Source organism: Pseudoduganella sp. GW821-FHT05F09 (genome assembly GCF_059419605.1).
In genome coordinates this window covers 748,158-767,464 of the sequence record NZ_JBWKSD010000001.1, presented here as the reverse complement: position 1 = coordinate 767,464, position 19,307 = coordinate 748,158, and the positions used below count along the sequence as shown (strand labels likewise).

At 56.4% G+C, this 19,307-nt stretch carries 11 protein-coding genes and 1 pseudogene; 3 read left to right on the top strand and 9 right to left on the bottom strand.

All coding sequences use genetic code 11. From position 1 onward, the window contains the following. Positions 1 to 4: 4 nt before the first annotated feature. Positions 5 to 2,422 carry a TonB-dependent receptor domain-containing protein gene (locus AC07S4_RS03320; protein ID WP_494985229.1) on the bottom strand — a complete coding sequence of 806 codons (2,418 nt, stop codon included), beginning with the start codon at positions 2,420 to 2,422 and terminating at the stop codon, positions 5 to 7. A 254-nt stretch (positions 2,423 to 2,676) separates the two neighbouring features. Here AC07S4_RS03320 and AC07S4_RS03315 point away from each other — a divergent pair, with 254 nt between their 5' ends. Then, positions 2,677 to 3,783, top strand: coding sequence for a PEP-CTERM sorting domain-containing protein (locus AC07S4_RS03315; RefSeq protein WP_494985228.1), 1,107 nt, complete (start codon positions 2,677 to 2,679; stop codon positions 3,781 to 3,783). 442 nt (positions 3,784 to 4,225) lie between these two features. On the opposite strand, the pseudogene AC07S4_RS03310 reads toward AC07S4_RS03315, so the two are convergent. After that, positions 4,226 to 4,696: pseudogene (locus AC07S4_RS03310) on the bottom strand (IS3 family transposase); the annotation flags it as partial. Positions 4,697 to 4,950: 254 nt separating this feature from the next. On the opposite strand from AC07S4_RS03310, the gene AC07S4_RS03305 reads away from it, so the two are divergent. Together AC07S4_RS03305 and AC07S4_RS03300 are read left to right on the top strand one after the other, a co-directional pair. Further along, positions 4,951 to 5,418, top strand: a complete 468-nt coding sequence (locus AC07S4_RS03305; RefSeq protein WP_494985227.1) for a hypothetical protein — start codon at positions 4,951 to 4,953, stop codon at positions 5,416 to 5,418. Positions 5,419 to 5,425: 7 nt separating this feature from the next. Next, complete coding sequence (locus tag AC07S4_RS03300) at positions 5,426 to 5,641, top strand: hypothetical protein (RefSeq protein ID WP_494985226.1); 216 nt, start codon at positions 5,426 to 5,428, stop codon at positions 5,639 to 5,641. 558 nt (positions 5,642 to 6,199) lie between these two features. On the opposite strand, the gene AC07S4_RS03295 is transcribed toward AC07S4_RS03300, so the two are convergent. From AC07S4_RS03295 to zorB1, 7 genes are all read right to left on the bottom strand, one after another. Continuing rightward, on the bottom strand, positions 6,200 to 6,910 hold the full coding sequence (locus AC07S4_RS03295; RefSeq protein ID WP_494985225.1) for a YgjP family zinc-dependent metalloprotease: 711 nt from the start codon (positions 6,908 to 6,910) through the stop codon (positions 6,200 to 6,202). A gap of 2 nt (positions 6,911 to 6,912) precedes the next feature. Continuing rightward, positions 6,913 to 10,191, bottom strand: a complete 3,279-nt coding sequence (locus AC07S4_RS03290; RefSeq protein ID WP_494985224.1) for a type I restriction endonuclease subunit R — start codon at positions 10,189 to 10,191, stop codon at positions 6,913 to 6,915. 38 nt (positions 10,192 to 10,229) lie between these two features. Next, entirely contained in the window at positions 10,230 to 11,540 is a 1,311-nt protein-coding gene (locus tag AC07S4_RS03285) for a restriction endonuclease subunit S (RefSeq protein ID WP_494985223.1), read from the bottom strand. Next, positions 11,537 to 13,147, bottom strand: coding sequence for a type I restriction-modification system subunit M (locus AC07S4_RS03280; protein WP_494985222.1), 1,611 nt, complete (start codon positions 13,145 to 13,147; stop codon positions 11,537 to 11,539). Before AC07S4_RS03280 ends, AC07S4_RS03285 begins: the two co-directional genes overlap by 4 nt. A gap of 387 nt (positions 13,148 to 13,534) precedes the next feature. After that, a complete protein-coding gene (locus tag AC07S4_RS03275; RefSeq protein WP_494985221.1) occupies positions 13,535 to 16,786 on the bottom strand; it encodes a DEAD/DEAH box helicase in 3,252 nt (1,083 codons plus the stop codon). Next, positions 16,783 to 18,594 carry an EH signature domain-containing protein gene (locus AC07S4_RS03270; RefSeq protein WP_494985220.1) on the bottom strand — a complete coding sequence of 604 codons (1,812 nt, stop codon included), beginning with the start codon at positions 18,592 to 18,594 and terminating at the stop codon, positions 16,783 to 16,785. Before AC07S4_RS03270 ends, AC07S4_RS03275 begins: the two co-directional genes overlap by 4 nt. After that, entirely contained in the window at positions 18,579 to 19,307 is a 729-nt protein-coding gene (gene zorB1, locus AC07S4_RS03265) for a type I Zorya anti-phage system protein ZorB1 (RefSeq protein WP_494985219.1), read from the bottom strand. The genes AC07S4_RS03270 and zorB1 overlap by 16 nt, the downstream gene beginning before the upstream one ends.

The following is a 19,307-nucleotide window of genomic DNA, read 5'->3' as shown; positions in this document are numbered from 1 at the left end:
CCCCTTAATTCTTTTTCTCAGGCGCAGGCTTCTCCGGTTGGGTCGGCTTGTCCTGCTGGCCCTGCTGGCTTTGCTGCCCTTGCATCATGCGCATCGCGTCTTTCGCCGCCTGGCTGTCCGGATTCACGCCGGCCGCCTGCATCGCATTGCGCACCGCATCGTTGCCGGTCACGCCGCCGAAGGTGTAGCGCAGGCCCATGTAGAGGCGGCGCTGGTGCACCTGCACGCCGGTGCGCTCGCGCAGGGTGGCGGTGTCGACGCGGAAGCGCTGGTCGGTGGTCTGCAACACATCATTGGCGCGGATATTGAGCGACAGGCGCGGCGTGAACTTGTGCTCCAGCGCCAGGTTCACGATGCTGAACGGCTCGCGGTAGCCTTCGCCCGACAGCTGCTTGCCCTGGCGGAAAGTCATGAAGGTCAGCGTGTCTTCCGGCGTGATCGTCCACTGCGCCCCGCCCTGCAGGTGCAGCGACGGCGTGCGGCGCTTCTCGCCGGTCGGTCCCAGCGTACCCAGGCGGTCCTGCTCGATAAAGCCCCAGTTACCATTGAACATGAAGCGGATGGCGGGCAGCGAGATGCCGTTCCACTTCATGTTCGGCGGCACCATGGCCATGATGGAGAACTCGACACCGCCGGCCTGGCGGTCGCCCTGGTTTTCCTTGGTGGTCAGCAGCGCGGTGGGGCTGATGAAGGTGCGGCGCTCGGTGATGACGTCCGACTCGTGGCGCATGTAGCCGCGCAGGCTGGCCGGCATCAGGCCCATGATCTTGGTCTCGTAACCCAGCTCCAGCGAATGCAGCTTGACCGGATGCAGGCGCGGATTGCCGGACGTGACGGCGTATTCGTTGACGTAGTTGACGAAGGGGTTGAGGTCGCCCGAGGCCGGGCGCGAGATGCGGTCCGAGTACGAGAAACGCAGGTTGGAGAACTTGTCCAGCTTATAGGTCAGGAACAGGCTCGGCAGGTAGTTGGTGTAGCTGTTGCCGGCCTGGACGTTGGTGGTCACCTGATCCAGGTTCAGTTCGGTATGCTCCACGCGCAGGCCGCCCTTGAAGGACCACAGCGCATTGATCGGCAGCTCATAGGTCGAGTAGGCGGCGGTGACATCCTGCTCCAGCTCGAACAGATTGCTGCGCTTGGTGTCCAATGCGCCGCTGTCCAGGAACAGGTAGCGGTAATCGCTGGCCTGGCGCGTGCGCTGCCAGCGGCCGCCCGCGGTCAGGAAGCCGGGGCCGGCCTTGCCCGAGTAATCGGTGCTCAGGTCGGTCAGGCGCACGCGGGTTTCCACGTTCTGGGTGTAGTTGCGCAGCAACGGCGCGCCGGCGGCAGGCAACAGCACGGGCTGGTACATGGCCGCCGTGTCCACATTGTTGGTGTTGGACGAATGGCGCAGATCGGCCTTCAGGCTTTCACCGTCGGTGCTGAACCGCCGCTCCCAGCCGGCCACGACTTCGTGGTTGAGGGCGTCGCCGCTGGCGCTGCGGCGGGTCAGGTAATCGACCAGGGGCGCGCTGCCGGTGCCGAAGTCCGTCAGGTGTTCGCTGCTGCGGGAATCATTGCCGCGCTTATTCAAGGACAGCGAGCCGGTCAGCGTGTCGCGCTCATTGAAATTGTAGCGCCCGCCCATGCCGCCCTGGATGAAGTCGGTAAGTCCGCTGCGCTGTGCGGTCTGGTGCAAACGGCTCACGCTGCCGCTCGCCGGATCGATGCGCTCGCGCGTGCTGTCGGTGTCGGTCTCGTTGCCGTCGCGGCGGTAGTTGAACGTGCCGTTCACCGACGCATAACCGGCGCTGTAGCTGCCGTTGGCGAAGGCGTTCTTCCGTCCCGCCGGGCCGACGTTGCCGGCGACGGTGCCATTGCCGCCCGGCTTGGTGTAGCGGCGCGAGATCAGGTTGAGGATGGGGCCGCCGCCCGCTTCGTTGCCGAATTCCGCGCCGGGGTTGTTAATCACCTGCACCGACTCGAAGTTCTCCGCCGGCAGCGCATTGATGGCGGCAGCGCGGTTCTCGCCCTGCATCTGGGCGGTCGGTTTGCCATCGACCAGCACGGTCACGCGCTCGCTGCCGCGCAGCCGCACGGTGCCGTTCGGATCGACGCTCACGGACGGCACGTTGTTGAGCACATCCCCCACGGAAGCGCCCGCCGTGCTGGCGTCGGCCTTGACGTCGTACACCTGGCGGTCGATGCGGTTGCTCTGGCGCTCGCTGACCACATTCACCACGGCCGCCGGCGGCACCACTGGCTGCGGGGTGTCGGAGGGAGCCGCGGGCTGCGCGGCCAGCTTGGCCGCAGGCGGCTTCGCCTCCTCCCTGGCTTTCGGCGGCGCGGCCTCAGTGGTTTGAGCCTGCGCTTGCCAGCTCAGCAGGAGCGCGGCGATAGTGGAAGAAAGGACGGACAGAGTCGGACGGGACGACGTATGCATAAGCGGATAGAGACAATAACGGTGGGAAATAGTTCGCCACGATACCACCTTCCCTTACGACATGCTAGCAAAACGGCAACATCCGGTTGGCGACGCTGAGAGGCAGTGTCAATAGCACCATTTGGTGCGCACACTTATCACAGAAAATCACAACGCGAATAAATAGGAAAACCTGACAACAAAGCAATCATGCGCTGGTCCGGCCCGCTAATATTGTCTGTCCACCCGCGAAGGACCCTGAACAGGAGATGGACATGAAACTTGCAAGTCGCGCCGCGCGTGCGCAAGCAGTAGTGCTGGCCTTGTTATTGCCAGCCATGGCCCAGGCCGCGCCCTACACGTTCAACTACATCAACATCATGACGGAGTGGCAGTACAGCTCCGGTGGCACGATCTCCGCCATTAACAACAGCAATCAGGTAACCGGGTATGTGAGCTTTGGGCCGGAATTGCCAGGAACCTCCTTTCTATACGACAAGCACGGGGCCTCCTACCTCGGCAGCCAGCTCGCCAATATCCATGCGATTAACAATGCCGGGGTCATGGCAGGCACGGCGCCCGGCGGGATGGCCGCGCTGCTGGCCAATGGACAGACGACGACTCTGCTCAACGATGGCCGCTCATCCACTGCGCTTGCCATCAACAACCACGGCGTGGCCGTGGGCTACGCCATGAATACCGGAGTGTTCAGTTACCGCGCCATGGTCTACAGCGATGGCGCAGCAACCGAGCTGGGCACCCTGGGCGGCCGCGATTCGTTTGCCACCGACATCAACGACGCGGGCGCGATCGTTGGAAATTCGCACACCAGCGACTCCGGTTACGCCACGCATGCCTTCATATACAAAGACGGCGTCATGACCGACCTCGGCGTGCCGTCGGGCGCCACATCCAGCGCCGCTTTGAGTATCGCCGACGACGGATCGGTGCTCGGGACAGCTTATCTCCCCAATGGCACGGCCAAGGGCTTCCTTTACCACAACGGCGTGACGACGGACCTGAGCGGGATTTTCACGCGCTCGGTGGCCGACATGAACAGTACCGGTACCATACTCGGCGAGTCTAATGAAGGCTTCATGCTGTACGACAGGCTCGGTCAGGTGGTGGATCTGAGTCTCGTAGTCTCGCAGACAACCGGCTCCACGCTCACCCAGGTGTTCGCCATCAGCGACAACGGTACGGTTGGGGCGGAAATCTGCGGCGACCTCGGTTGCACACTCGCCTTGATGATTCCTTCGCCAGTGCCGGAACCAGCAACATATGGCATGCTGCTGGTTGGCTTGGGTCTGGTGGGCTGGCTGGGCCGGCGCGGCCCGGCCCAAAGCTATTCTTCGAACATGGGGACACTGTCCTGGCGCTAGCACGCTGCAGCAAAAAAGAAAGCCCGTGTAGTCACGGGCTTTCGGTGGCTTATATCATTCCCCCTCGATGATCGCCCGATGACGTAAGCGATTGAAATCCAAAGAATTTCCCGACTTCTATCTCGGCAATACCATCCACAGTACCAGCGGGGAGCGGCAGGTGGATTGTGGGCGGAAGCCATAGATCTAATCACATAATCTTACACCTGCGCTTCAAGGAAGCCAATGCGTGCAAATTTCGAACCGGCACCGGCGTAACCATAGATCACCATCACCTACGACAGCGCGGGGCAAAACCGCCCTACTTCTGGTGGCGAATGCGCTGAAGGCATCTTAAATGATTTTCCATTGCCCCAAATTTTCCCCAAATTGACTGAAAGTAATTGCATTGTTCAGCTTACTGACAAGTTTAACAATTGGAAGTGCCTAAAGATTGCAGTGGTCAAGTAATTTCGGACACAACGATAGGTTCATGTACTGCCATTTTTCGTTCATAGACGGTGGGCGGCATATTGCCCAGTACTGAGTTGATGCGCTTGCAGTTATAAAAGCCGACGCTGTAGTCGGTGATGTCAATCTTGGCCTCGCCGTGATTGGCGTATTGGCGCTGCCAGACGCCCTCCGTTTTAAGGGTCAAGAAGAAGCGCTCTGCCACGGCGTTATCCCAGCAGTTCCCTTTCCGGCTCATGCTGCAAACGAAACCATGCTCGGCCAACAGATCCTAGTAAAGCTCGCTGGCGTATTGACTGCCCCGGTCCGAATGGACGATCAGGCCTGGCCTGGGCCTCCGCTGCTGGATGGCCATGTTCTAGGCATCGAAAACCAGCTTGGCGGGCATACTCGGCGCCATCGCCCAACCGACCACCTTGCGCGCGTACAGGTCCAGCACAACAGCCAGATACAGCCAACCGGATCAAGATATTTAGGAAATACCTCGATTTTTCGACAAAAGGGCTCCTCGCCCTGCTGCTTTCAGCATTTCACATTGTAAGTCGTTGATTTATATAGAGCCGACTTCGAGAAAAAGAGGTCTTTCGAGCCCCCTTACGAATGAACCGACTTACGTATAAAGGGATGGGTTCGAGAACTTCTAGCAGAGAACAGACCTGGTAGCGATTCAGATGTCAAAATCTCCCCATGATCCATAACTTGAGCTAAAATTGCTTTATGACTACACCACTCTCAGATGCGGAAGTTGCCGCCTTGCAATTAGAACTAGCTGCCGTAAAACTGCAGTTGTCGGATGACGTGCTTAAGCTAAAGAGTGTGGAATACTACGCTGCGGGTGTTAATGCGTGGTTTAACACTTCGCTAGAGTTTGATAAAAGTATGTTCACCTTGTCGGGCGGAGGAATCGCCTTGTTGGTTTCCCTAATAGAAAAAGTAAAAACTCTACCGATCCTTCTTCTTTTTATCGCGGCAATTGTCTGCTTCATCGTGACTACTAGTTTATTGTTGGCTGTATTTCAAAAGAACAAACCTTATGCGATGAGGCTTGCTCAAAATGAACATGCCGACAGTTCGTTACTTGACGCACTAGATTTTGCAGCGAAGATTTTTTTTGGAATAGCAGTTATGCTAACTGTTATTCTTGGCATCGTCATTGCCATGAGTAATTTAAACATCACCAAGTGAGGGAATCATGACTGAAAAATCAAAAAAAACCTTTGATGAAATTGCATTAGATAGTCTCTCCATTACCGGAACATTCAAGAAGAGTCTCACCGGCGCTGAGCTTCTATTTCCCAAGCCAGGACCAATTGCAAGCGTAGTTATCGCTCCTATCGCCACAGCTCAAGTAAATAGTACGACTTCTCCGACTCCGACGGCGTCCCTGTCGACTGCCCCTAAAAAATGAATTGATGAATAATTGTGCAGCCCATCTTTGTACCCACCGTCAATTTCCTCAATTACGACGTGAGCAGGAATTCAGTGGGTCGTTACAGCCATGTAGTTTTACCGCCTCTTCAAATATTTAATCAATCATTTTGTACGCTGACCGTCGCGGTAACCGTGCCGATACAAGTGCCAACGTCGGCGCGGCAGTGCGCAAGCATCTGCAAGGCGGCGCAACGTCGTTTCTCCAGTCCGCCACCTCCGCAGCCCTGCCTTCGGCATCGACCGGCCCCCGTCCGCGATCCCAATTACCATCAGGTTGTTCGCGCAGACTGGAAGTCTGTCCCGCTCCGGTCGCCTGGAATGCAGGGGTCGGGCGCTTCCTTTGAGTAAATCCCAGCTTGAGCGTGGCCCATTTTCACCATTATGCAGATAATGGTGAAATCCAAGCCAAAGGCGCAAACTGATACCACCACGGTGAAGTGCATCAAATTACGTATTTCCAAGCAGCGGTGCTATCCCTAGCTGATTCTACTGATAACGGGAACGAAGAAACAATTTGTATTGGTTCCCCCTCCAGTCAAACTGTTCCCCCAAACACGGCCCGTTCCAGCACTTCATGCTGTCGCATCCACTCTGGCATGTGCCGCGCCACCAAGGCCCAGAACGCCTTCGTGTGATTCTTCTCCACCGTATGGCAGAGTTCGTGCAGAATCACGTAATCCTGAACGCTCGAGGGTAACTCCATTACACGTGGGTGAAACTCTAATACGTTCTGCGCATTGCAACTGGCCCACCGGCTCTGGAAGTGGCGGACCCGAGCCCCCCGCGCCTTCAGTTCAGTTTGCCGTTCCCAATGGCGTACCCGAACCAGCAGCTTTTCATGTGCGCGGTCGCGGTAGAAAGATTCCAGCACGGGCTCCAGGGCAGCAGGCTGAATACTGATGCCGCTCGGGTTCTCGACAACGAAGCGCGACGCCGTAAAGGTCAGGCGGGGCTTGATGAGGCCCGGCACGTGGCGTACCTCGGTGAAGTAGGTGCGACCACAATAGCGCAGACGGCTCCCCGTCACTATGTCGTCGTCGGACTGCGTCAGATTCACCATCTCTAGCTTGTCCCGAATCCAGCGTGCACGACGACGCACAAGGGCTTCCTGTTCCTGCTCTGAGACAACTGGCCCACGTAACAGCACAGGCAGACCCCGCTCCACGGTCACATAGTGCCGTTTCAAATTGGCGTCCGGCTGGAATCGCCAGTCGATGACGGTTTGGCCGTACTGCAAGAGGGGCATAGTCAGTTCTTAAGGAGAATGTCTAAAATTCGGGCGGAGTGGTCTCTGGCAACCGAGCGCTCCCAACCGGCCAATGGCATCAGCAACTTGCGGAGCAGGTCGCGAATTTCTGGGTGCAGGTCATGCATCTGTTTCCAGTTACCGGCTGACATCGCGCTACTCAGGTTAATATCTTCAAAGAGCTTGGTCGTTGCCACCCTCGCGGTTTCCTCCGACAGCAATGCGGCCAAGTAGTGATACACCGCCGAGTGGGCAGGGTGGACGAAGCCGGTGTTGTCCTTGTCTTTGATACGCTGACCGAACAGGTCGAGTTGTTCCAAAAATTGGGCCTGACTGATACGGCCAGCGGCTTCTTCCGCCAGCAGCTTCTCCAGTTCCTCAGCCAGCTTATCGAAGAAGGCAGGGTCTTTGTCTCTACCAGTGACAATAGTGTGCTTCAACTGGTTCTTCATGACCAGCGCCTGACTGCCGGGACTGGCAAGTTTCTTCAACCGGGCCATGTCGCTGGCATCCAGAATCGACACTTCTTTGCCCAGCAGACTTTTGGCCGGGCTGGCGTCGATGTATTCGTCCAGCAACTGCTGCAACAGGACCGATTCCAGCTTCGTGATGCGCTCCCGGTAGGTGTTGCCGGGCAGCTTGTCACGCAGCATCAGACGGATTTCTGCAAACAGTGTGAAGTATGGCTTGAAGGGCACGCCGCGCACATCGGGCAGGATGATGTCGATGCTGCGGTTGAACCGCTTGGCCAATTCCAAGAAGTCCTCCACCGCATCCAGCCTGCTTGTAGGGTCAAGGAAGCGCTCAGCGTCATCCTTGTAATCCTCACGTTGCCCGACCGGGTCATGCTTCTTCGGCAGCAGCTTAAGGATGAGGTCGAGTGTTGCTTGCAGCTTTGGCAGTTCACTCTCGACGCCTTCCCAGACTTGGGTTGGTTGGACCTCGCCTCCGTAAATCTTCAGGGCGTGGTCGAGGTGCTCCACCACGCCGTGATAATCGACAATGTAGCCAGCATTTTTACCAGCCATAGTGCGATTGACCCGCGCAATCGCCTGCAACAGCGTGTGTTCCTTCAACGGCCTGTCAAGGTACATGGTGCCGACAATCGGCGCGTCCCAGCCCGTCAACAGCATATCGGACACGATAATAAGACCGACATTGTTTGCGTGCGGCTGACCATCCCGCCCCTTTCCTTCATCACCATACGGTAGCGGGAAAAGCTTGCTGACGAAGTTCGCAACCTGCTCTGCTGGTAGTGCGACCGGCTGTTTGCCAGCCTTAAGTTCGCCCTTGACGCGTTCTTCGATGGTCTGAATCTGCTCTGGGTCAAGATTGTATTCGGCAGCCTCCTCCTGCACCGTTAAGCCTGTCCGCGATGCGGTCACGCTGGCGAGCGAGATGACTACCCGGCTCTCGAAGGTTGGCAGGCCGCTGGCCTTGCGCTCCTTCATCAAGTCATCGAGCAAGTCCTTGTAGCGCACAGCCATATCACGACCATCGCACACCAGCATGGCCTTCAGCCCCTTGGCCTGCACGTTGGCGACAAAGTGCTCTGCCAAATGCGTCGCCACCTGTTCCATGCGGTCGCCTGCCTGCCGCCATCTGGCCAGCAGTTCCTTCTTCAGTGCCTGCTGTCTGGCTTCATTCTCTTTGGAGAATTGGTCTTTGAAGGCTTGGTCGAGCTTGGCGTTGGGGGCCAGTGCCACCCATGCATCTTGGTACTTGATGGGCAGGGTCGCACCGTCTGCCACCGCTTCATGCAGCCGGTACTCGTCAATGTAAGCGTCGCCGCCAAATTCGGCCAGCGTGTGCTTGTCGTCATTCAGCAGCGGTGTGCCGGTGAAGGCGATGAACTTGGCATGCGGCAGGCTGGCGCGCATGAAGGCGGCAAGGAAGTCATATTGACTGCGGTGTGCTTCATCGACCAACACGTAGAAGTTGGGTTTGGCGCTCAGTACCCGGAAGTTGACCTTCTCCCGGCTGACTTCTTCCCACTTTGCATCAAGCATCACGCCATCGGCGTCACACTGGCCGAAGTGGAGATTGCGCTCTACGACCATGAAGAAGTCCTTCCCCTCACGCACCCGTCTATGCCGGGTCGCTTGCAGGATGTCGTCATCATCTGGGGGCGCGTTGCCGGTATCGCTCGGTTGTTCGCTCTCTTGGAACTTTTGGACGGTGCTGGTAAACACGCTGCCGTAATCGTTACCAAGCAGCTTGACCAGCCCATCGACCGACACCGCCTGAATGGCCTTGATGCCCACGGCGTGGAAGGTGTCGAAGATTTGCTTGTCGAGGTCTTTACGGTCGGTAAGCACCAGCACGGTAGGGTTGTTCAGGCCAGTGCTGTCGGCACGCAGCATCCGCGCCAGCAGCGCCATGGTTAGCGACTTGCCGCTGCCCTGCGTATGCCACACGACACCGCCCATGGGCTTGGGTGCCGTCAGTCGAGAGATGGTCTTACGTACTGCTCGCCACTGCTGATAACGGGGCAGCTTCTTCACTGTCTTGCCGTCGCGGGCTTCAAACAGTACGAAATGGGTAATAAGTTCGAGAAAACGTGTCGGCTCGAACAGCGCCCACAGCAACTGGTCTTGTTCGCTCGGGTCAGAACCCAGCGCGCTGACCACGGCCGCGAGTTCAGCTTCCTGCAACCTGTATCTCGCATAGAAGGCGGGCTTGGTCAGTATGGCCCCATACAAGCCCTCACGTCGGTTGAGGCCCACGCAGACTTGGTTGAATACGAACTGCGCCGGGAAGCTGGCTTGGTAACCGTCCAGTTGCGCGAGCGCCTCATCCAATCGGTGATGGCTGGCCTTGCATTCGATGATGGCCAGCGGCAGACCGTTGATGAATAACAGCAGGTCGGGGCGGTACAGGTCACCGTCGGCATTCTTGCCGACGTACTGGTCAACCACGTGGAAGTCGTTGTTGGCGGCCATGGTCGTGTCGAAAAAACGCACGCTGCGCAATCTGCCGTCGGCATGCTTCACTTGGATGTCGGAGCGATGTAGCGCCTGCTCCCAGAACATCCTGTTCGCGGGCAGCAGGTCGTCGGTCACGCGCTTGCGTAGTTCAATCAACGCCGCACCGACACCGCCAGGAGCGGTTTGCAACCATGGGTTCAGCGCCAGAAGTCTAGGGCGAAGAACGCTTTCAAGTACTGGGGCCAGATGACGCAGTTCGACTTCCACTTTGCTGCTGGGAAAATGTATGTAGCCTAGCTTTACAAGTGACTTAACTGCCGGAATTTCGACTCCTGATTTTTCTGCATCCCCCATGCATACGTCCTTTCAGTACGTTTTCTTGGTCTACCTAATTAGGCGGCGATGGCAATATCTTGGCGCTCATACAGCGATACACTCCACTCACCCGTTAGCAGTTTTTGCATGAGGCCGCGTTTAAGTGCTTGATAATGCCTATTCTTGTCGGCAAGACTGTCGCACTTGACATCTACAGCCGCGAGAATTTCGGCAATCCGTCGCTGCTCAACAAGCGATGGCACTGGAACCAATAGCTTCTTCAGGTTTCCCGCGTTGATATTTTGCTGCGCCCCTCCGGCTGCCTGGTGCAGCATCAGCCCTTTACCTTGTGGTGAATTAAAGTAACGTGAGGCAAAGTGCGGGCTGATTAACTTTTGTTTCGGACGAGTGATGAGCGTAGTAAAGGTTTGCAAGTACCCAAGTCCTTCGGGTACTACACAAGAGACACCCGGATAACCTGTTCTAACGGTTAAAATGTCGCCTCCTTGAACTCTCTTGCTCTTGTTTTTCCCATCAAAGACCTCAGAGATTTTTAATAAGTCAGTCATATCCAAAAAATCTCGCTTGATATTTTGATTGCGAATGAGAGGGATGCCATCTTCGACATAGTGCTCAGTCGTAGAGGTTGCGATACCCACTGTAATTGAGTCTGAAAGCTCCTCGAGCGCCTTCACGTCCCACGCGACCGGAATCTCGCCAAGTTCACTGTCCTTGAACTCAGAGTGCGCAATCCAACGACCGGAAGCATCTGGAGTGCCGACACCTCGGCTAAACAAAGTTCGCATCAAGCCTTGCTTGAGGGATTGCGTGGCTTGAATCTGGAGGGCAATCACATTCAGCTTGTCGTCCACGCCCCGAAGGATAGCTGCGATTTTCTCCTGCTCAGAGAATGGAGGGACGGGGATTTCTTTCTTGAGCCAGTCCTTGGACTTGAATAGGAACTTCTCAATGTCTACACCTTGGCTGCACAGAAGAAATAACCTAGCGTACTTCGGAAGTTGAACCAGATAACTGAAGTAGCGAACTCCGAAACCTGCACGGGGTTCAAGGACGAGATACTCGTTGGAGACAAGTGCCCCCTCCAGGCTAGTTGGCACGATGCCGCAAGCACCGTGCACAATTTGCCGTTCCGAAATTAGAAAGTCCCCAGCCTTTATCAAATACTGATTTTTTACCTTAATGTCGCGCCCTAGCTGCACGTCTCGAAACTCAATTCCACCATGGCGGCGTTTCACGGTGACCCGCCGATATTGTTGGTCGCTGGCCATTTTCACCGGGCGTTCCACAACGTTCAATACATCGCCAATCGACTTCATCGCCCAGCCAGCCGGAAGCTGCTGAAGCCCTAACTTCACCGGCACCTTCATGCCCCAGCCTCCACCAACCCCAGCTCCACCAGATATTTATTCAGCCTCGCATCAATTTGACCCTCAGCTTCAGCCAGCAAAGCTAGATGCTCCAACGTCGCGGCCACATCCACAATTTCTTCGGCATCACCGTTGTCGATGTAGCGGACAATATTAAGATTCCCATCGTTGCCGCGAATTTCGTCAATTGTTACGACTCGGCAATAATTATTAAGTTCGGTCTGTTGGTCAAAGGCTGACTTATGAGCGCAAACTATGCGGTCGATGTCCTCGGCGCGGAGGGTATTTTGAACCTTGCCTGCTAGGCAATCCTGGCTGGCGTCGATGATGATGACCTTGCCCTTCAGCGCGTTCGGCTTTTGCTTGTTCAGAATTAGCACACACGCTGCGATTCCAGTGTTGTAGAACAGTGCCGACGGCAATCCAATGATGGCTTCAATCAGGTCGCCGGGTTGGCTGCCATGGGCAGCGTCGGTGCCGAATAGCAATCCCTCACGAATCTTGCCTTCTTCTCCGCTACGGAATAACACCCCATGCGGCAGAATGATGCCCATGCGACCATCAGCTTTTAGGCTACCCAGCATATGCTGGGCGAAGGCGAGGTCGGCGTAACCGCGCGGTGGAATGCCATATACAAACCGGCCATAGGGGTCATTGACCTGTTTGTAATTAGGAGCTTTGATCTTCTTATCGCCCTCCTGCTCCGCCTCATTGGCAAGTTCTAGTGGTGACCACCATGACTTGGCGGAGAACGGCGGATTGGCAATCACCCGGTCAAAGGTCTTCAAGTAATCGCCGTCAAGGTGCTTGGGTTCGACCAGCGTGTCGCCCCGTTCAATCTCAGCCCGCATGTTGTGCAGGTAGAGATTAAGTTTGGCGATGGCCCACGTGCCGAGGTTCTTTTCCTGACCGAACAGCAGCACATTGGGTTTCCCCATGATGGTGCCATCCGGCAGATTGGCGACGTGGTGCGCGCTCTCCACCAGCATGCCGCCGCTGCCGCAGGTGGGGTCATATACGGCATGGCCCGGTCGCGGGTCGATGAGTTCCACCACCAGTTGCACCACCGCCTTGGGGGTATAGAACTCGCCCCCCTTCTTGCCTGCGTCGTCGGCGAACTGCTTGATGAGGTACTCGTAAGCGTCACCCAGCATGTCGGCCTTGTACAGGTCGGCATTACCCAACTTGTACTGGTTGAAGTGTCGCAGCAGGCGCTGCAAGGTGGCGTCCGACAGCACGCGCTTATCGCCGTACTGGGTGGCAGTAAGCACATGTTGCAGTTCAGGGTTGTTTGCCTCGATTGTGGCGAAGGCTTTGTCCAGCGCCTCACCGATGTTCTCGGTACGGGCAATCAGGTCAGGCCAGCGGGCGCTCAGTGGGAAGTGCCCCCACTTGTCTACGACCTCGTCCTCTGCTTCCTTGCCGCTCAGGCCGTCCTCCTGCATCAACTGGGAAACCCGCTCGTCGAATACGTCGTTGAAGCGCTTCAGGAACAGCAGGCCGAAGATGTAGTTCTTGAAGTCAGATGAGTCGATGGAACCGCGCAGGATATTTGCGGATTCCCACAGCCATGATTCGAGGGCTTCGAGCGTAAGTTTGGTTGCCATTTTCGCAATAAATTAAAGTCCGTCGGCGGTACCAGTTAACCGGTTTCGCCTAGATTGAAAAAGGCCGGAATACCGGCCTTGAAGTTGGGTCCAATTGTACACTAGCAACAGCGGTGAGAACGGAGGCCATCGCCTTTGTTAGCATCCGCTCGGGCCCTGCCTCCAGGTCATGAGGACAACTGTGTTCGTGTCGCGAGGTAGAACCCTGGGTCGTGGTTTCCACTGCTTGGCGACGCAATACAGTGTACTCGACGGCGATAATATCGCTGTGCCCCCCAGCAAAAGTACACGTTTCATATCAGAAACTGATAAGACTGCGCTAACGAGGAACAGGATTTTCACCATTATGCAAATAATGGTGAAAATCCGGGTGTTTCTATGTTGAGGTTACAAAGTATTTGAGAACTCTGCAATCTCGATATCACCGCTGCCGTTGAGCATGTCCGTGGCGAGCGAACGTTTACGGGTGAGCAGTTGATCAAGGGTTTGCTCAAAGGTCGTTATACCGTCCGCCACCACAGTCGGATAGTAGACGTACACATCCCGCTCCTGTCCTATGCGGTAGGCACGGTCAGTGGCTTGGTCCTCCTTGGCAGGGTTCCATGGCCTGGTGAAATGGATTACATGGTTCGCGGCCTGGACGTTGACACCGAAGCCTACCGCCGTGGTTGACAAAATAATTACGCCGAAGCCGGGCTGCTGCTGATAACGGTCGATCAATTTCTGGCGCGTTGGCCCACGTTCACCAGACGCATTCGTATCGCCATTGATCACTTCCGGCCTGAACCCGAACTCGTCAACGATCGCCAACTGAAGCGTGCGCTGAATGTCGCGCAGCTCCGTAAAGATGATTGCCTTTTGGCCAAGCGCCTTAATCGCCTGTAGCTTCTGTATGGTCCAGCGAAGTTTCGGCGATGCCGCCATCGGTGCCCCTTCCGGCCGGACAGAATGTGGATGGGCACAAATGAGCTTCAGTGTATGCAGCAAGCCAAGCATCATGGCGCTTTGCTCGCCGAGGTGCTCCTGCAGCTGACGCTTGTCATGGTAGCTTGTAATCTCGGAGCGATACAACCGATTTTGGAGGTCGCTCATTTGCAATGCCTTGCAGCCAGCGTCCTCGATTTTTGCAGGAAGCTCTTTTGCCACATCCTGCTTGGTCCGGCGCAGCAACTGCGGCTCGATTATCGCCCTCAACTCATCGAGGGCAGCCAGGCCCTGCTCGTCACGCGTTTCGATCGGGCGCCGGAAGTTGCGACCAAACTCGTTTAGCGAACCGAGCAAACCGGGCTGGACCCAGTCGTACAGACACCAAAGATCTGTTAACGAATTTTCAACGGGCGTGCCGGTACAGGCAATTCGAAAACGTGCTTTCAGTGCTTTCGTAGCCTGGGTAACGCGCGCCGCCGGGTTCTTGATCTTCTGCGCTTCGTCGCAGATTACAACGCCCCACTCTTGCCGTGCCAGCGAAAATTCCTGATCGCGCAGAGTCTCGTATGTCGTCAGCACAACTCGCTTATTCTGGCGCCAGCCGAAACGGAGCAAGTTCTGGATGCCGAGCGCGCGGACTGTTGTTGGGATTTCACTCTTGTGAGTGCGAGCATGTTGCAGAGCCTGTCCATACAGCTTGAGCGCTTCGTCAGCGACCGTCGCAATTAGAAAATTCCGCATCTCCCGCTCCCAGTTGTCGAGCAGAGATACAGGAGCGACGATCAGCACCGGCGGGCCGTCAGGTTCGTTCTCCAGATACCACGCAATGAACGCCAGTAATTGCAAAGTCTTACCGAGCCCCATGTCGTCGGCAAGGATGCAACCCGATGTGATCTGCGGTGACAGCCCGTAAAGGTGCTGCAACCAGCCGACGCCTTTCAGCTGGTGCTCTCGTAGCACCGTCGATGGGAGCAAGGATGTGGGCAGGTCCGGGCTGGCTGCCAATCCGAGACGGATCAATTCCCCACGGCTCTGCCCGTAATCCACCTCGTCGATATTGCCCGCAACCAGCAGCACATTGCGCTCGGTGTCCTTCGGTGAACTTGGCTCGTTGATCTCCTTGAATCGCTCTCCCCACACCGTGGCGATCCGTTGTGCGGTAAGCAGTTCAATCTCAAGCTCCGGGCCGGGTAGGCGCGCCGTTGGCTCGCCAGCTGCGGTGGCTGACGCGATGTTGCTCTTGAATTGTTCAAAATGCGCTTGGTTTGATGTATCCCATTTGCTGAGCAACTGCCCGTCCATTCCTAGGTCGTTCAACAAGCTCTCAGGAAGCCAACTCTCAGAAGATGATTTTTGCAGATATGGCGAGACGACCTTTTGAGCTGGACCTATGCCGACCACTCGATCACCGTACTGGTCCAAGTCGAGGATACCGCCCAGGTCCTGACCCGCCATCTGCTGGGCCCAACGCTGCTGCAGCCGTTCAAGATCGCTCAGATCCTTTTGACCGAACCCAGACAGGTCGAGCTCATATCCCTTCCAGCATGCACAGGGAAGTTCGGCGATCAAGTTGTGGCCCACTTCGTTAACGAATCTACCCATGTTGATCGGGTCGCTGAGATCCAGTGTGACCGGAGGCACGCTCTCCGACGGTGCCGACAAAATCAGATTTATGGTCACCAGTGTTCCATCAAGCGCGAATTTCGGTTCGACAGCGAAGTGGTAGAAGTAAATGCCCGCTTCTTCCAGCGACCGGTCATACTCGTCCGGGTCGAGCACTTCGGCTGCCTCAGCGCCTAGGAATGCGTATGGATTCTTCAGGAATAGAGAAGCTTTCTCGCCCGATACGCGGCGCCCTGGCATCGAACGCACCTCATCCAATATAGCTTTGACCTCTGGCGTGATCAGCACATGCGTTATGCCGCCATCCGAATCTGATATAACGTATCGCTCCGGCACTCGCTGGAGTCGGTCAAACGAGCTTAGCCAACCCGCTGGTTGCTCCGCAAATTCGGGGGTTACCTCAATCACCTGCTCGCCGCCGATCAGCTGTCGGTTTAGATGTAGTTTCAGTGCGTCTGGGCGTAACACCACAGTACGGGCCAGGAATCCATCCATCCGTGCGTTGGCCTGCTTGGCTAGCTTACGAATGGCAGCCCAGCCAAGCTGATTGGTCTTCTCACCGGCCGCGATCTGTTGTGCGCGCTGCATTTCCCTAACTGCACTCACCAGACGCCAAACTGACTCGGGCAGAAGCACTTGCTCGGAGTGGAGCATACATACCGCACCTTGGCGCGGCAAGGTGGGACCAATCAGCTCACCATGCTCATCGATCCACCCATGGATTGTCACTTTAAAAGTGGCATCCGACAGGCTGCCAGTGCTGGCCAAGACGGGAGTAATAGCCGATATTGGGGGGAGCGCAAGCAGAGCCAAACCGCCGCTTTGCTCTGGATCTTGGAGTAATTTGTAAATCTGCTCCCAGGGAAGCAACCAGTCCTCAACCAAAAGCGTCACGCAGCCTTCCTGTTCAAGCTGACGCAGGTAAGCCATTGCGCTGCGGTTGGCAAGGCCGCTGTCAGCTAAATCTGCGTCCGTCACAGGTGCGTAGATGACACCCTCTTCCTCGAAAGAAAGTGCCAGCGGCGCAGCGCGCGTCGCGACGGCAGGCGGATTCGCCTTACCCCCAGAAAATATATTCCAAAAGCTCATTTGATCCAAAATCCTTTACCTGGGTTAAAGGTCATTCCGAGCTGAACAAGTTCGCGCCCCAACACCGATTTTGGGTCATTCGCTAGCACCCAAAAGGCGCCGCCTTTCGCGAGGTTGTCCTGTACCTTGACACGATTTATACGTGCTAACTCAACGGCAATTTTTACAGCGCTTGACAGAGAAGGCTTGGAATTTGCCGGCAGAAATGAGGTAGACGCTAGTTTGACTGTCTCCTCCGGTGGAACGGAGTTGGATAAATCCAGGACCTTCGTCGCTGGCTCGGGGGGAGCCAGGGCCTTGACGAGGGATTCATTGGCCAGTGGTATGCTCGGCACAATAAATTTCGGCTGATAGCTTTGCACCTCAACAGCTTCTGCCTGGCCGGCCATTCCCGGCCGGATGCCTCGATGCGCAAGGAACTGGTCCGCACTCCATTGCCAGCTTCCTCTATGGGTGATCGTATTTGTCACCTGTCCATAGGCGTCCTTCATTTTATGCTTCAGGTCGTGCATGGTATGCAGAGTTCGCGCATTGGGCTTGAAAGGTACTTGTTGCTCAGCATAGGCGTAACAGGCGTTGCCGGTGCCGGAAAATTCCACGATGTAGTGGTCATTGATGCGCATGACAAAGGCGTTGTTGTGACTTGGCCCACCCGTGAGCTGGCCGCAGCGCGCAGCATTTTTTGCACGGAAATTTCGAAACTCGGGATCCGGACTAGTCATGGCCTCTGCTCCAAGCAAAATCCGCGTGTACGATATTTGGTCGACGAATCGCAACCAATAACGCAGGCGCGCTTGGTCAACCTGCCCATTGCCCTGCAAGAGGCTGAAGAAGTGCTCGAGGTCGTCTTTCGCGAACCAGCGCAATACCATGTTTCGCACGGGCGCCTCGACACTGGCCCATCGTGTGGATCCGCGCAACTGCGGGTTGCCCCACCGTGCAAACGATTCGTTCTTTAACAGCTCGTGCGTTTCCGCGCGTTGACTTGACTGGCAATAACGAGTTAGCAGTGCCGCCATGATATGGTCTGCGTACAGAGGCTTGGTACCGAGGAAACTCAACATTGCAGGAATCAGCTGCATGAATTCCGAATCGCCCAATGCATTCAGGTAGTTGATCTGGCGGGCGACAATGCGGCGCCACAACCAACTACTCTCCGGAATCGGCAAACCTGCGTCAAGTTCATTTTGTTCACTTTGAGTGCCGAAAAAGATGGTTCGATGCAGGGTATGCCCTGCGTCGTCCGTGAAAATATCAGGGTGCGCTGCAAGCATTCTGGACCAAAGTTTAGGCCGTTTAAGCCCCGCGAGCAGGATCGGCAACGCACGCACCAAGACATGCCGCAACCTCAGCCAGTTGCGGCTCTCCTCAGCATACCGCTGATACGAGAAATAACTATTGAGCAGGCCGAACCAGCCTTTGCGCGGCACCTCTTGAGATGTGATCCAATTGTCGACATGCGCAATGACGGCATCGAACAGTGGCTGCTCCTCAATTGGCAATCCACTGGCGCCGCAGTCGTCGCAAAGTCCCCATGTGATCAGTCCCCACTCGCGCCGCGAGAGGTCGACTGCGCCGCGACGCAGGCGCGCCAGCGCATTAATTCGCTGCTGAAGGGGCGGAGCCAGGGGGGCTCCCTGTTCGAATAAAAGCGAAAGTCGTTCCGCCTGTGCTCTGAGCTTGTTAGGTGCCGGCAGTGGCACCATGATGCCGTCACTATCGCGTCCAAAGCGTTGCAACGGGCGGGCTAGATCACGCGACAGCGATTGCAGCAGTGTACCGCGTGGAGCGTTCACTGCAGGAGGCATTTTTCAGCTCCTTCCCCCTCGAATGCGGTCGGGCGCTCGGCGGGTGCAGTATCCTTCAATCCGTAGAACTGCAGCCGCAGCTCAACTCGACGACTGGCCTCCTTGCTGTCCTTCGCATTATTGAAGGACACGCCGCCTGTCAGGAATAGCTCACGAATTTGCCGTCGCTCATTTTTGCTGAGCTTCGCTTTTGCGGAAGACCGGTCATCGAGCATGGTGCACATGACCCATTCCGAGCGTTGCAAACTCAAGTGCAGATTGTACAAATACGACCCGTCGGTATCCGTGAAGCCTTCAATGAGGACTTGCTTGAACCATCTTTTCCCCTCCTCGCTGGCCGCAGTCTCGATGACCAATGGAACAACCTGGAGCAAGGCCAGCTGACCGTCAGGCCCGAGCCGGTAGTCGTTATGGCCAAACCGCCCAGCCTCCCCGAAATTGATGCGATTGTCTTTGCAGTCCACATGTATGTGGCGATTTAGTTCCGTTGCTTTTAACTGTAGGCGCTTGCACATGCTGCTGATGTCGGCAGCGCGCGCTTTTTCACCCTGTTCAGCCGCCGCGATTCGCTTCGTCATCAGAATCAACGAAGCAAGCATGACAACTAAAAATAGAATCATCAGAGCCGTCATCAGGTCGGCGTAGGAGATCCAGAACGGTTTTTCACCCTCGGCCTTAGGTCGTTGCGTACTACCGACGCGCATCCCGAACAT